A 13,037-nucleotide genomic window follows, 5' to 3' on the forward strand; every position below is an offset into this window, starting at 1 on the left:
CGTGTTGCCCCTTACTCTCGTGCGCCTCAGCAATCAAACGGGAGTCATCCTCATGTACACGGAAGTCACCACCAAATACCCCATCCTGCTGGTTCACGGATTGTTCGGTTTCGAGCGTGTCGGCGAATTCGCCATGTTCCATGGCATCGTTCAAGCCCTGGAAAAGGCCGGTTGTCGGGTTCATGTGCCGGCCGTTTCCGGCGTTCACGACAACGAGACACGCGGAGAACAACTGCTGGATCAGATCGAGCGCTTCCTTAAACGCACAGGCTATTTGAAGGTCAACTTGATCGGCCACAGTCAGGGGGCGCTGACGTCTCGCTACGCTGCCGCGGTCAGACCAGACTGGGTCGCCTCGGTGACTTCCGTCAGCGGCCCGAATCACGGGTCGGAGGTCGCGGACCGGGTCCGTCGCGCTTTTTCACCCGGCGAGATGCCCGAGCGACTGGCTTCGCGGCTGACGCTGGGCTTTGCTCATTTCCTTGCGCTGCTCGGGGGTAACCCCGAACTCCCGCAAGACCCGCTTCTGGCGCTGGATGGCCTGACCACCGAGGGTGTGGCGCGGTTCAATAGCGCATACCCGCAAGGCCTGCCCCTGGAGTGGGGAGGTGAAGGCGCCGAGCGCGTCGATGGCGTGCACTACTATTCCTGGAGTGGCTGCATTCAGCATCCGCTGATCAGTGAAGGGCGAAATGCCTTTGACCCACTCCACTTGGCACTTCGCAGTTACACACTGCTATTTGAGAGGGAAGCCGCGTTCAACGACGGCCTGGTAGGACGCTACAGCTCGCACTTGGGGAAAGTCATTCGCTCCGATTACCCGATGGATCATGTCGACACGATTAACCAGACCGCTGGTATTGTTCGAAAAAGCATCGATCCAGTAAAACTTTATGTCGATCATGCTCAGTTATTGTTTCGCAAAGGACTCTAGGCGTACTAATCCCGAGTTTCGCTCACTGACAGCAGATCGCCCCCTCGATAGCCAGACCGGAACTTTTTCGGGAAAACGGCCCCTTAATCCGGTAGGCTCTTTCCTTTTTTTGACAGGAGTACTCCAAATGGCTAAGGCCACTGCCCGCCACATCCTTGTTTCCAGCGAAGAGAAATGCAACGAACTCAAAGCTCAGATCGAAGGCGGCGCTGATTTTGCCGAAGTAGCACGCTCCAATTCCAGCTGCCCATCCAGCCGTCAAGGCGGTGACCTCGGATCCTTCGGGCCAGGCCAGATGGTCAAGGAATTCGATACCGTGGTGTTCAGCGCCCCGGTCAATGTGGTGCAAGGTCCCGTAAAGACCCAGTTCGGCTACCACCTTCTGGAAGTGACCAGTCGTCAGGACTGATTCACACCGTAGCAACGCCTCGAACGGCCCGCCCTTAAAAGCGGGCCGTTTGTATTTAGCGCACCGCACACCGCTGCTGTAACGATTCCGGCAAAGAAATTGCTTTGATTTGGCCGGTTGCGCCAGTGATCGCCCCTTGAAATGCGTCCAGGCCGCACCGCACGGTAAAGAAGTTATCAACCCCCACTATTGTGCGGTTACAAAGATTCCGGCATTACGGTACCTTGCCACCGGAGGTAACCAATAAAAAACCAAAGGGCACGCCGCAATCGCCTGCTCATGACCTTCAACCCTGATGTTGTGCCACGACATCAGTCAGGATTCGTGTAATGCGTTTTGTTTTTTCATCGCTGATGGTAGCAACGCTGGTCCTTGTTTCAGGTTTTCAAGCCCTGTCCGCCGCCCCTCAACATGCATTGACCGTTTACGGCGAGGCTCCTCGCTATCCGGCCAACTTCAAGCATTTCGACTACGTGAACGCCGACGCCCCAAAAGGCGGCAGCATGCGTCGCTCGGCGCAGGAAATCGGTCAGTTCGACCACATCATGCCGTATCTGGACAAAGGCACCGGCGTGTCCCAGGTCAACGGGCTGCTCTATTCCCCGCTGGCCGTCAAATCGCTGGATGAGCCTTACACGGTGTACGGCCTGATCGCCGAAAAGATGGAGCGCGCCGCCGACGGCATGTCGCTGCGGTTCTATCTGAACCCCAAGGCGCGTTTCGCAGATGGCACGCCCATCACCGCCGAAGACGTACGTTTCACCTATAACCTGCTCATGACCCAAGGCAGCCTGTCGTATCGCACCGAGTTCGGCGACGTGCAAGGCGTGGAAGTCGAGTCCCCCACGCAAATTCGCTTTGACTTCAAGAGCAACGAGAGCCGCACCTTGCCGCTGGACCTCGCTTCGCTCCCGGTATTTCCGGAGCACTGGTGGAAAGACCGCGACTTCGCCAACGGCGGCGGTTTCGAGGCGCCTGTCGGCAGCGGTCCTTACCGTATCGGTCAGGTCGACCCTGGCCGCAGCATCACCTTCGAGCGCAACACCGATTGGTGGGCGAAAGATTTGCCGGTCAATCGCGGGATGTACAACTTCGATCATTTCAAAGTCGAATACTTTGGCGACACGGACGTCGCGCGGCAGGTATTGCGCGGCGGTGGTTACGACTACAACCGTGAATACTCCGCCACCGGCTATTCCATCGGTTACGACGGCGACGCGTTGACCGAAGGTCGCCTGCAGCGCGCTCATCTGGCGAAAGGTTCGGTGCAAAGCTCTCAAGGATTCGTCTTCAATCTAGACCGCCCCAAGTTTCAGGACCGCCGCGTGCGTCAGGCGCTGGCCATGCTCTGGGACTTCGAGTGGACCAACAAGCAGATGATGCGCAACGTCTACGTTCGCCAGAACAGCTACTTCTCGAACAGCGACCTGGCGGCCACCGAACTGCCCACCGAATCCGAACTGAAGATCCTGGAGCCATTACGCGGTCAGGTGCCACCGGAAGTGTTCACTACCGTGTTCCATACGCCCAAAACAGACGGCACCGGCTTCATTCGCGACAAACAGCTGCAAGCGCTGGCGTTGTTAGAGGAAGCCGGCTGGATGCCCAAGGGCGACAAACTGGTCAACGCCGCCGGAGAGCCCTTGAGTTTCACCTTCCTCAATGGCCAGAGCGGCTTCGAGAAAATTCTGCTGCCGTACAAGCGCAACCTGGCGCAGATCGGGATCGATTTTGAAATCCGCCGGATCGACTCGGCACAATATTTGAACCGCGTGATGGCCCGTGACTACGACATGATCGTGACCGGGTACGGGGTGTCTACATCGCCCGGGATGGAGCTCTACAACAATTTCGGCTCCAAGGTGGCGAAAGACGCAGGCTCCAGCAATTACATGGTGCTGCGCGACCCCGCCGTTGACACCCTGATCACTGGCCTGGCCAAGGCTGACAACAAGCCTGAGATGATCGACTACGCCCATGCGCTTGATCGCGTGCTGCAATGGGGCTTTTACTGGATTCCCAACTATTACCCGCCGGGCTCCTCGACCGTGTGGTGGAACCGATTCGGCATTCCCAAAGTCCAGGCCAGCAACAGTGAAGCCATCGACACCTGGTGGGAAATCAGCCCACAAGCCCTGACCAACGAACAATTCGCCCAGCAACGGGGCGCGTCGGCCATCCCTTCGGAGGTCAAATAATGCTCGGCTACCTGATGAGGCGCCTGCTGCTGATCATCCCCACCCTGCTGGCCATTTTGCTGGTGAATTTCTTCATTGTGCAGGCGGCACCGGGCGGTCCGGTTGAGCAGGCCATCGCCAAGCTGCAAGGTGTGGCGGGCGGCACGATCGGCGCCGGACACACCGAAACCATGAACACAGGGCAATCCCGCGCCAGTCGCGGTCTTGACCCGAAGCTGATCAAAGAAATCGAACACCAGTACGGCTTCGACAAGCCGTTGCATGAGCGCTTGTGGCTGATGCTGAAGAACTACGCGCAACTGGACTTCGGCAACAGTTTTTTCCGCGGGGCCAAGGTCACCGATCTGATCCTGCAAAAGATGCCGGTGTCCATCTCCCTTGGCCTATGGGCGACGCTGATCACCTACCTGGTGTCGATCCCGCTGGGGATCCGAAAAGCCGTCAAGCATGGCAGCCATTTCGATATCTGGAGCAGCACGGCGATCATCATCGGCTACGCCATGCCTGCGTTCCTGTTCGCCATGTTGCTGGTGGTGGTGTTCGCCGGCGGCACGTCGCTGAGCTGGTTCCCGGTGCGGGGGCTGGTGTCTGAGAACTTCGATCAGATGACGACGCTGGGCAAGATCGCCGACTACTTCTGGCACCTGGTTTTGCCGGTGATGTCGCTGGTCATCGGCGGTTTTGCGACGCTGACCATTCTGACAAAGAATTCCTTCCTCAATGAGGTCACGCGCCAGTACGTGGTCACGGCGCGGGCCAAAGGCCTCAGCGAACGCCGGGTGCTGTACGGGCATGTGTTTCGTAACGCCATGCTGTTGGTCGTGGCGGGTATTCCCCAGGCGTTCATCAGCGTGTTCTTCGCAGGCTCGCTGATGATCGAGGTGATCTTCTCGCTGGACGGCCTGGGACGCATGAGTTACGAGGCCGCGGTGTCCCGGGATTACCCGGTGGTGTTTGGCTCCCTGTTTATCTTCACGCTGTTCGGACTGCTGATAAAACTGGTCGGGGACATTTGCTACACCCTGGTCGACCCCCGAATCGACTTCAGCGCGAGGAATGCTTGATGCGCAGACTGTCTCCGGTGGCTCGCCGACGTTTCGAGCGCTTTCGCAACAACCGCCGTGGTTGGTGGTCCCTGTGGCTGTTTTGCGGCCTGTTCCTGGTCAGCCTGTGCGGCGAGTTGATCGCCAACGACAAGCCGTTGGTGCTCAGCTATCAACACTCGCTGTACTTTCCTGCGTTCAAACGCTACACCGAACAGGAGTTTGGCGGTCAGTTGCCTTTCCAGCCCGACTATCGCAGCGACTATGTACGGCAATTGATCAGCAAGGGCGATGGCTGGATGCTGTTCCCGCCCATTCCGTTCAGCGATGACACACCCAACTACGACCTGAACAAGCCTGCCCCGAGTCCGCCCTCCGCCATCAACTGGCTGGGCACCGATGACCAGGCACGGGACGTGCTGGCGCGGGTCATTTTCGGCTCGCGGGTATCGATCCTGTTTGCGCTGGCGCTGACCGTCATCAGTGCGTTGATCGGCATCGCTGCCGGCGCTTTACAGGGGTATTACGGCGGCTGGGTCGACCTGCTCGGCCAGCGGCTGCTGGAAGTCTGGTCGGGGTTGCCGGTGTTGTACCTGCTGATCATTCTTTCGGGGTTCGTCGAGCCCAACTTCTGGTGGCTGCTGGGGATCATGGCGCTGTTTTCGTGGCTCGCCCTGGTGGACGTGGTGCGTGCCGAATTCCTGCGCGGACGCAACCTTGAATACGTGAAGGCGGCGCGGGCCTTAGGGCTGGATGACCGCAAGGTGATCATGCGGCACATCCTGCCCAATGCCATGAACGCGACGCTGAGTTACCTGCCATTCATTCTGACCGGTGCGATTTCAACCCTGACCGCCCTCGACTTCCTGGGCTTCGGCATGCCGGCAGGCAGTGCGTCGCTGGGTGAATTGATCGGTCAGGGCAAGCAAAACCTTCAAGCGCCCTGGCTGGGCTTCACCGCCTTCTTCACGCTGGCGCTGATTCTGTCGTTGCTGGTGTTCATTGGCGAGGCGTTGCGCGACGCCTTCGACCCGAGGTCCTGACATGTCTAAAAACCTGATTGAAATCCGCGACTTGTCGGTGTCTTTTAATGGAAATACTGTGGTCAGGAACCTCAGTCTGGACATTCCTGCCGGTGAGTGCCTGGCACTGGTCGGTGAGTCAGGGTCTGGCAAGTCCGTGACCGCGCACTCGATCCTGCAACTGCTGCCCCAAGCCGGCACGGTCAGCACCGGCAGCATCAGGTATCGCGGCCAGGAATTACTGGGCGCAGACGGCAAACTGATGCGGCGCATTCGCGGCAATCAGATCGCGATGATCTTTCAAGAACCGATGACCTCGCTGAACCCGCTGCACACCGTGGCCAAACAGATCGGGGAAACGCTTCTGCTGCATAAAGGGCTGACCGGAAGAGAGGCCAAGGTTCGCATTCTCGAGTTACTTGAACTGGTCGGCATCCAGCATCCCAAGAAGCGCCTGAAAGCCTATCCGCACGAACTTTCCGGAGGGCAACGGCAAAGGGTGATGATCGCCATGGCGCTCGCGTGCGAGCCGGAACTGCTGATTGCCGATGAACCCACCACGGCTCTGGACGTCACGGTACAGCGAAAAATCCTGTTGCTGCTCAAAGAGTTACAGCAACGTCTTAACATGTCACTTCTACTGATCAGTCACGACTTGAACCTGGTTCATAGCATCGCCCAGAAAGTCTGCGTGATGCGCGCAGGTGAAATCGTCGAGCAGTCCAACTGCCACCTGCTGTTCAAGAACCCTCAGCATCCTTACAGCCGGTTGCTGCTGGACGCGGAGCCTGCGGGCGAACCGCTGCCTCGTGACACACGTGAGAAAGTACTTGAAGTCGATAACCTGCGTGTCTGGTTCTCGCTGGGTGGTGGCATCTTCAATCGTCACCATGAGTACCTGAAGGCGGTCGACGACGTCAGTCTGAGCATTGAACGCGGCAAGACCCTCGGCATTGTTGGCGAGTCTGGGTCAGGAAAATCGACACTTGGTCAGGCAATTCTGCGCTTGCTGGAATCCCGTGGCAGTATCCGTTTCAAGGGTCACGCGCTGGACACCCTGAGCCAGAAGCAGATGCGGCCATGGCGCAAGCAGATGCAGGTGGTTTTCCAGGACCCTTATGGCAGCCTCAGTCCTCGCATGTCAGTGGCGCAGATCATCAGCGAGGGCCTGGAAGTCCACAGCGAACTGGACAAGGTCTGCTGTGAGGCCGAAGTGATTCGTGTACTGGAGGAAGTCGGTATCGATCCGTTGAGCCGACATCGCTATCCCCATGAATTTTCCGGTGGGCAGCGGCAACGCATTGCCATTGCACGCGCGCTTGTTCTCAAACCTGCCTTGATTTTGCTCGACGAACCCACCTCTGCACTGGATCGCACCGTGCAGAAGCAGGTAGTGGCGCTGTTGCGCCAACTGCAGGAAAAGCATGGTCTGACCTATCTGTTCATCAGCCATGATCTGGCGGTCGTGCGGGCGCTCGCCCACGACCTGATCGTGGTCAAGGACGGCAAAGTCGTCGAACGAGGCGCCAGCCACGACGTGTTCGACGCCCCTCAGCACCCCTACACCAAGGAACTGCTGGCGGCAGCACATCCGGGTTTCAACTGAACAAAGCAATCACCAGCAGTCTGTTCGGCCAGATGCCGGGGACGGAAACGACGGAACAGTGCATGAAAGACAGTGACAGCCTCAAGGATTACCGACGCGTACGGCGACTCGCCATCCGTTCGTTGTTCGAAATCATCGAGCAGTCCAGTGAAGGTACTGTGATCGTGGACAAGGAAGCGCGAATCGTCTGGATCAACGAGCGCTATGCAAGGCGCTTCGGCCTGGAAGACGCCAGTCGGGCGGTGGGTCAACCCTGCGAAAAAGTGATTCCCGGCAGCCTGCTGCGACAAGTCGCCAGCAATGGCCAACCCATCCTGCTGGACATGATGGACACCGCCAAGGACCCGCTGGTGGTCATGCGCTTGCCGATTCATGACGATGTCGGTGGCGTGATCGGCGCAATCGGTTTCGCCCTCTTCGATGAACTGCATGCGCTGTCGCCGCTGCTCAAACGTTACCTCAGCATGCAGCAGGAATTGGCCTCGACCCGCTCGCTGTTGCGCGCCCGGCAGGCCAAATACAGTTTTGCGCATTTCATTGGCAACAGCCTGGCGAGCCTTGAGGTCAAGCGTCGCGCCCGACGCAGCGCCAGCACCGACTCCCCCGTGTTGCTGTTGGGGGAAACCGGGACAGGCAAGGAATTGCTCGCCCACGCCATTCACAACACATCGCCCCGCGCCCACAAGCCGTTCGTGAGCATCAACAGCGCGGCAATTCCCGAGACGCTGCTGGAAGCGGAATTCTTTGGTACCGCACCGGGCGCATTTACCGGCGCAGACCGGCGCGGGCGACAGGGCAAATTCTATTTGGCCGAAGGCGGCACGCTGTTCCTTGACGAAATCGGCGACATGCCCCTGCCCCTACAAAGCAAATTGCTGCGGGTGCTGCAGGAAAAGGAATACGAGCCCGTGGGCTCCAACGAAATGATCAAAAGCGACGTGCGCCTGATAGCGGCGACGTCGACGGATCTGGAAGCAGCGATCAAGCGTGGAGCGTTTCGTGCAGACCTCTACTACCGCCTCAGTGTGCTGCCCATCGGCGTGCCGCCATTGCGCGAACGTCTGGACGATCTTGCGGCGCTGAGCGAGGCCATTCTGGAAGAACTGCGCAGTCAGCATGAGTTGCAACCCAGCGCCATGGCGATGCTGGGCAAGCACGCTTGGCCTGGCAATATCCGGGAGTTGCGCAACGTGCTGGAGCGCGCGGCGTTGCACAGCGACGATTTGCAGCTCGGCGCGGATGAGATCCGCGCCGCCATCGGCACCCTGGTGCCGATTGAAGGCGTTACGGAGTCGCCTGCGCCGGTGTCTGGTGAAACGTACAGCGAGGCGCGCGAGCGATTCGATCGCGAATTGATTCAAGCAAAACTGGCGCACTGCCGAGGCAACGTGATCCTTGCTGCTCAACAACTGGGGCTGGGACGATCCACGTTGTACAAAAAAATGGCAGCGCTGGGCATCGCCGAGTCTCAATAATGAGACTCGGCGTCTCTGAATCCGGATTTTCCGTGAACATTCTCAAAACGCCTCCGGCGCGGGGTCCCGTAGGCTGATTTGTTTGCGCCAGCGAGCAGGATCGTCATGTTTGCAAGGACGTAAGTCTCTCATCAGAGACATAGCTTGCCGCTGCCCAATCGTGACTCATCAGAAAGGTCATAAGAATCAATCACTTAGCTTAATGGCACGAAAGTAGCTATACCTCCTGTACGCGGCTGGACCGCAGTCATAACAAAAACAACAGGAGACACTCGATGAGTGTGATCATCGCGCTGGCAGCCCTCGCGCTGCTGATGCTTGCTGCATACCGTGGTTATAGCGTTATCCTTTTTGCCCCCATCGCTGCGCTTGGCGCTGTGTTGTTGACCGATCCATCGGCTGTGGCGCCCGCCTTTACCGGCGTGTTCATGGACAAGATGGTCGGCTTCGTCAAACTCTACTTCCCGGTTTTCCTGCTCGGCGCCGTGTTCGGCAAGCTGATCGAACTCTCCGGGTTCTCCCGCTCCATCGTCGCGGCGGCCATTGGCCTGCTCGGCACGCGCCAAGCCATGCTGGTGATCGTGCTCGTTTGCGCCCTGCTCACCTATGGCGGCGTCTCGCTGTTCGTGGTGGTGTTCGCGGTCTATCCGTTCGCCGCGGAAATGTTCCGCCAGAGCAACATTCCCAAACGCTTGATCCCGGCGACCATCGCGCTCGGCGCCTTCTCGTTCACCATGGACGCCCTGCCCGGCACGCCACAGATTCAGAACATCATTCCGTCGACCTTCTTCAACACCACCGCTTGGGCGGCACCGTGGCTGGGCTTGATCGGTACCGCATTCGTGTTCTGCGCCGGCATGCTGTTCCTGACGCGCCAGCGCAACAAGGCACAACGCGCAGGCGAAGGCTACGGCACCGAGTTGCGCAACGAGCCGGAAACCGCCTATGACATCAAGCTGCCCAACCCTTGGATCGCGCTGGCGCCATTGCTGCTGGTTGGCGTGATGAACCTGTTGTTCACTCAGTGGATTCCGCAATGGTATGGCAAGACGCACACATTGGCGCTGCCCGGGATGGCTACGCCCGTTCAGACCGAGATTTCGAAAATCACCGCGATCTGGGCCGTGGAAGCCGCCTTGCTGGTGGGGATCGTCTTTGTGCTGCTGTTTGCCTTTGGTGCCGTGAAGTCGAAACTCGCTGAAGGCAGCAAAGGCGCAGTAAGCGGCGCGCTGTTGGCTGCCATGAACACGGCATCGGAATACGGCTTCGGTGCGGTCATCGCTTCCCTGCCGGGCTTTCTGGTATTGGCCGACGGGCTCAAGACCATTCCCAATCCGCTGGTCAATGAAGCGATCACCGTCACCTTGCTCGCGGGCATTACCGGCTCGGCGTCGGGCGGCATGAGCATTGCGCTGGCCGCGATGTCCGACAGTTTCATTGCCGCGGCCCACGCCGCCAATATTCCGCTGGAAGTCCTGCACCGGGTCGCAGCCATGGCCAGTGGCGGCATGGACACCCTGCCGCACAACGGCGCGGTCATCACGTTGCTTGCGGTGACGGGGCTGACCCACCGCGAGGCGTACAAGGACATCTTCGGGATTACCATCATCAAGACCCTGGCGGTGTTCGTGGTCATCGCCACTTTCTATGCAACCGGCATCGTATGAGGAATCGAACATGAGTCTGCAAGGTAAAACCGCACTGGTCACCGGCTCCACCAGCGGCATCGGCCTGGGGATCGCGCTGACCCTCGCCAAGGCCGGGGCGAATCTGGTGCTGAACGGCTTTGGCGACGCGTCGGCCGTGATCGAGCAGGTCAAGCAATATGGTGGCAAGGTCGGCCATCACCCTGCGGACGTCAGCGACGTGGCCCAGATCGCCGACATGATCGCCTACGCCGAGCGTGAGTTCGGCGGCGTGGATATTCTGGTCAACAACGCCGGCATCCAGCACGTCGATGCCGTGGAAGACTTCCCGGTCGAGAGCTGGGACAAGATCATTGCGATCAACCTGTCCTCGGTGTTCCACAGCACCCGCCTGGCGCTGCCGGGCATGAAAGCCAAAGGCTGGGGCCGGATCGTGAATATCGCGTCGGTGCACGGCTTGGTGGGCTCAACAGGCAAGGCCGCGTATGTCGCAGCCAAGCATGGCGTGATAGGCCTGACCAAGGTCGTCGGTCTGGAAACCGCCACCACCCAGGTCACCTGCAACGCAATCTGTCCGGGCTGGGTGCTGACCCCGCTGGTTCAGAAGCAGATTGACGATCGCGGCGCCGAAACCGGAGACATCGAGCAAGCCAAACATGACCTGTTGGCAGAGAAACAGCCGTCACTGGAGTTCGTCACGCCCTCGCAGCTGGGCGAGCTGACGCTGTTCCTGTGCAGTGAAGCCGGGGCGCAGGTACGCGGCGCGGCGTGGAATATCGATGGTGGTTGGCTGGCGAGGTAGACCTGGGCTCGACGCCGTTTCTGTAGGAGCCGGCTTGCTGGCGAATGCGTCAGTCCAAACGCATTGAGGGTGACTGATCTCCAGCCTTCGTTTGATCGCGGCCCGCAGCAAGTCGGCTCCAGTGATATTTAATCCTGCCCACCGTATGGTGACTTCAGGAACCCGGCTCATCCCGCTCATCCACCAGCCCCCAATCCTTCACGTCCACCTGCGCGGCAGGCTGTGGCGCCGGGGGCGGTGTGGTGATATGGGTGACGCCACCTTCATTGTGAAGCTTCAAACGCAGCCGCACGTTGTTCGCCGAGTCGGCATTTTTCAACGCCTCGTCTTCAGTGATCGCGCCTTCAACTGCCAGGTCGTACAGCGCATTATCAAAAGTCTGCATGCCCAGATTCGTCGACTTTTCCATGATGCCCTTGAGCTCGGTCAGCTCGTTGCGGTGGATCAGGTCGCGAATGGTCGGCGTGCCCAGCATCACTTCTACGGCCGCTCTGCGCTTGCCGTCCCTGGTTTTGACCAGACGCTGGGACACGAACGCCTTGAGGTTGTTACCCAGATCGTGAAGCAACTGCGGACGGCGGTCCTCGGGGAAGAAATTGATGATGCGGTCCAGCGCCTGGTTGGCGTTGTTGGCGTGCAACGTCGAGATCGCCAAATGGCCGGTGTCGGCGAAAGCCAGCGCATGTTCCATGGTTTCGCGGTCACGGATTTCGCCAATCAGGATCACGTCGGGTGCCTGACGCAACGTGTTCTTCAACGCCGCGTGAAAACTGCGGGTGTCTACCCCCACTTCGCGCTGGTTGATGATCGACTTTTTGTGTTTGTGAATGAACTCCACCGGGTCTTCGATGGTGATGATGTGCCCACTAGCGTGGCGATTGCGGTGATCGATCAACGCGGCCAGAGAGGTCGACTTACCCGATCCGGTCGCACCTACGAACAGCACCAGGCCGTGCTTTTCCATGACCACGTCGAGCAAGACCGGCGGCAGGTGCAGGTCTTCGAATTTCGGGATGTCGAGTTTGATGTTGCGCGCGACGATGGACACTTCGTTGCGCTGCTTGAAGATGTTGATCCGGAAACGGCCGATTCCCGACAGGGAAAAGGCCAGGTTCATCTCCAGCTCACGTTCGAAATCCAGACGCTGTTCGGCGTCCATGATGCCCTCGGCGATCAGCGCCACGTCGCCGGGCTTCAGCGCCTCGGTGCCCAACGGCTTGAGCACGCCGTTGAACTTGGCGCACGGCGGCGCTCCCGTGGAGAGGTAAAGATCCGATCCGTCCTGGGTGGCAAGAACCTTCAACAACGCCGGGAAATCCATAAGTCACACCGCACATAAAGGTTTTAAGAAGACAGCAGGTCAACACTGTTCAAGTGCGACCATCGACCCGCACCAACGTTCGCCGAAGGTTGGCGTACGCTCGTCCGGCCAAGGTGAAGGAAATTACCTGAAATCGTGCCGTAAAGGCATAATGCGCGGCTTTTTTATCGAGGCGATTTCATCATGAAAGCTCAAGCCCGCCATATTCTGGTCAAGACGGCTGAAGAAGCCGAGCAGCTCAAGCAGCGAATCGCCAAGGGCGAAGCGTTCGATGTGCTGGCAAAGAAATATTCCACTTGCCCGTCCGGCAAGCGCGGCGGCGACCTGGGTGAAGTTCGCCCCGGCCAGATGGTCGGAGCGATCGACCAGGTCATTTTCAAAAAGCCGCTGCGTACGGTGCATGGGCCTGTGAAGAGCAAGTTCGGTTATCACCTGGTGCAGGTGTTTTACCGGGATTGAACTGCAAAAACCGACCTGTAGGCGCGCGCTGGCCCGCGATTGCGTTCGGTCTGACACCGCAAAGGTGAATGACACACCGCAATCGCGGGCAAGCAAGCGCCTAAAGGATTTGCGTCAGCGAT

Annotated in this window: 11 protein-coding genes; 10 read left to right on the top strand and 1 reads right to left on the bottom strand. The window is 59.0% G+C overall.

Going from position 1 to position 13,037, the window contains the following annotated elements:
- The first annotated feature begins 52 nt into the window (after positions 1–52).
- From AB4N84_RS25865 to AB4N84_RS25905, 9 genes are all read left to right on the top strand, one after another.
- Positions 53–934, top strand: a complete 882-nt coding sequence (locus tag AB4N84_RS25865; RefSeq protein ID WP_460043848.1) for an esterase/lipase family protein — start codon at positions 53–55, stop codon at positions 932–934.
- Positions 935–1,061: 127 nt separating this feature from the next.
- Positions 1,062–1,343, top strand: coding sequence for a peptidylprolyl isomerase (locus tag AB4N84_RS25870; RefSeq protein ID WP_074750513.1), 282 nt, complete (start codon positions 1,062–1,064; stop codon positions 1,341–1,343).
- A gap of 329 nt (positions 1,344–1,672) precedes the next feature.
- Positions 1,673–3,541 (top strand): extracellular solute-binding protein, encoded by a 1,869-nt coding sequence (locus AB4N84_RS25875; protein ID WP_074750511.1) that lies wholly within the window; start codon positions 1,673–1,675, stop codon positions 3,539–3,541.
- Positions 3,541–4,605 carry a microcin C ABC transporter permease YejB gene (locus tag AB4N84_RS25880; protein ID WP_074750509.1) on the top strand — a complete coding sequence of 355 codons (1,065 nt, stop codon included), beginning with the start codon at positions 3,541–3,543 and terminating at the stop codon, positions 4,603–4,605. The genes AB4N84_RS25875 and AB4N84_RS25880 overlap by 1 nt, the downstream gene beginning before the upstream one ends.
- Positions 4,605–5,627, top strand: coding sequence for an ABC transporter permease (locus AB4N84_RS25885; protein ID WP_460043849.1), 1,023 nt, complete (start codon positions 4,605–4,607; stop codon positions 5,625–5,627). Before AB4N84_RS25880 ends, AB4N84_RS25885 begins: the two co-directional genes overlap by 1 nt.
- 1 nt (position 5,628) lies before the next feature.
- Positions 5,629–7,212 (top strand): ABC transporter ATP-binding protein, encoded by a 1,584-nt coding sequence (locus tag AB4N84_RS25890; RefSeq protein ID WP_460043850.1) that lies wholly within the window; start codon positions 5,629–5,631, stop codon positions 7,210–7,212.
- Positions 7,213–7,274: 62 nt separating this feature from the next.
- Positions 7,275–8,687: a sigma-54 interaction domain-containing protein gene (locus AB4N84_RS25895; RefSeq protein ID WP_460043851.1), complete on the top strand. Its 1,413-nt coding sequence runs from the start codon at positions 7,275–7,277 to the stop codon at positions 8,685–8,687.
- A gap of 275 nt (positions 8,688–8,962) precedes the next feature.
- Entirely contained in the window at positions 8,963–10,354 is a 1,392-nt protein-coding gene (locus AB4N84_RS25900) for a GntP family permease (protein ID WP_460043852.1), read from the top strand.
- A gap of 10 nt (positions 10,355–10,364) precedes the next feature.
- A complete protein-coding gene (locus AB4N84_RS25905) occupies positions 10,365–11,135 on the top strand; it encodes a 3-hydroxybutyrate dehydrogenase (protein ID WP_346830674.1) in 771 nt (256 codons plus the stop codon).
- Between the two features lie 154 nt (positions 11,136–11,289).
- On the opposite strand, the gene AB4N84_RS25910 is transcribed toward AB4N84_RS25905, so the two are convergent.
- Positions 11,290–12,456 carry a PilT/PilU family type 4a pilus ATPase gene (locus AB4N84_RS25910; RefSeq protein WP_460043853.1) on the bottom strand — a complete coding sequence of 389 codons (1,167 nt, stop codon included), beginning with the start codon at positions 12,454–12,456 and terminating at the stop codon, positions 11,290–11,292.
- 183 nt (positions 12,457–12,639) lie between these two features.
- Here AB4N84_RS25910 and AB4N84_RS25915 point away from each other — a divergent pair, with 183 nt between their 5' ends.
- Positions 12,640–12,915 (top strand): peptidylprolyl isomerase, encoded by a 276-nt coding sequence (locus AB4N84_RS25915; protein ID WP_037009819.1) that lies wholly within the window; start codon positions 12,640–12,642, stop codon positions 12,913–12,915.
- Positions 12,916–13,037 lie beyond the last annotated feature (122 nt).

Source organism: Pseudomonas sp. S2_H01 (genome assembly GCF_054668305.1).

Coding starts and splice junctions, on each gene's coding strand:
- AB4N84_RS25865 (WP_460043848.1), top strand. CDS start 53: ATGTACACGGAAGTCACCACCAAATACCCCATCCTGCTGGTTCACGGA.
- AB4N84_RS25870 (WP_074750513.1), top strand. CDS start 1,062: ATGGCTAAGGCCACTGCCCGCCACATCCTTGTTTCCAGCGAAGAGAAA.
- AB4N84_RS25875 (WP_074750511.1), top strand. CDS start 1,673: ATGCGTTTTGTTTTTTCATCGCTGATGGTAGCAACGCTGGTCCTTGTT.
- AB4N84_RS25880 (WP_074750509.1), top strand. CDS start 3,541: ATGCTCGGCTACCTGATGAGGCGCCTGCTGCTGATCATCCCCACCCTG.
- AB4N84_RS25885 (WP_460043849.1), top strand. CDS start 4,605: ATGCGCAGACTGTCTCCGGTGGCTCGCCGACGTTTCGAGCGCTTTCGC.
- AB4N84_RS25890 (WP_460043850.1), top strand. CDS start 5,629: ATGTCTAAAAACCTGATTGAAATCCGCGACTTGTCGGTGTCTTTTAAT.
- AB4N84_RS25895 (WP_460043851.1), top strand. CDS start 7,275: ATGAAAGACAGTGACAGCCTCAAGGATTACCGACGCGTACGGCGACTC.
- AB4N84_RS25900 (WP_460043852.1), top strand. CDS start 8,963: ATGAGTGTGATCATCGCGCTGGCAGCCCTCGCGCTGCTGATGCTTGCT.
- AB4N84_RS25905 (WP_346830674.1), top strand. CDS start 10,365: ATGAGTCTGCAAGGTAAAACCGCACTGGTCACCGGCTCCACCAGCGGC.
- AB4N84_RS25910 (WP_460043853.1), bottom strand. CDS start 12,456: ATGGATTTCCCGGCGTTGTTGAAGGTTCTTGCCACCCAGGACGGATCG.
- AB4N84_RS25915 (WP_037009819.1), top strand. CDS start 12,640: ATGAAAGCTCAAGCCCGCCATATTCTGGTCAAGACGGCTGAAGAAGCC.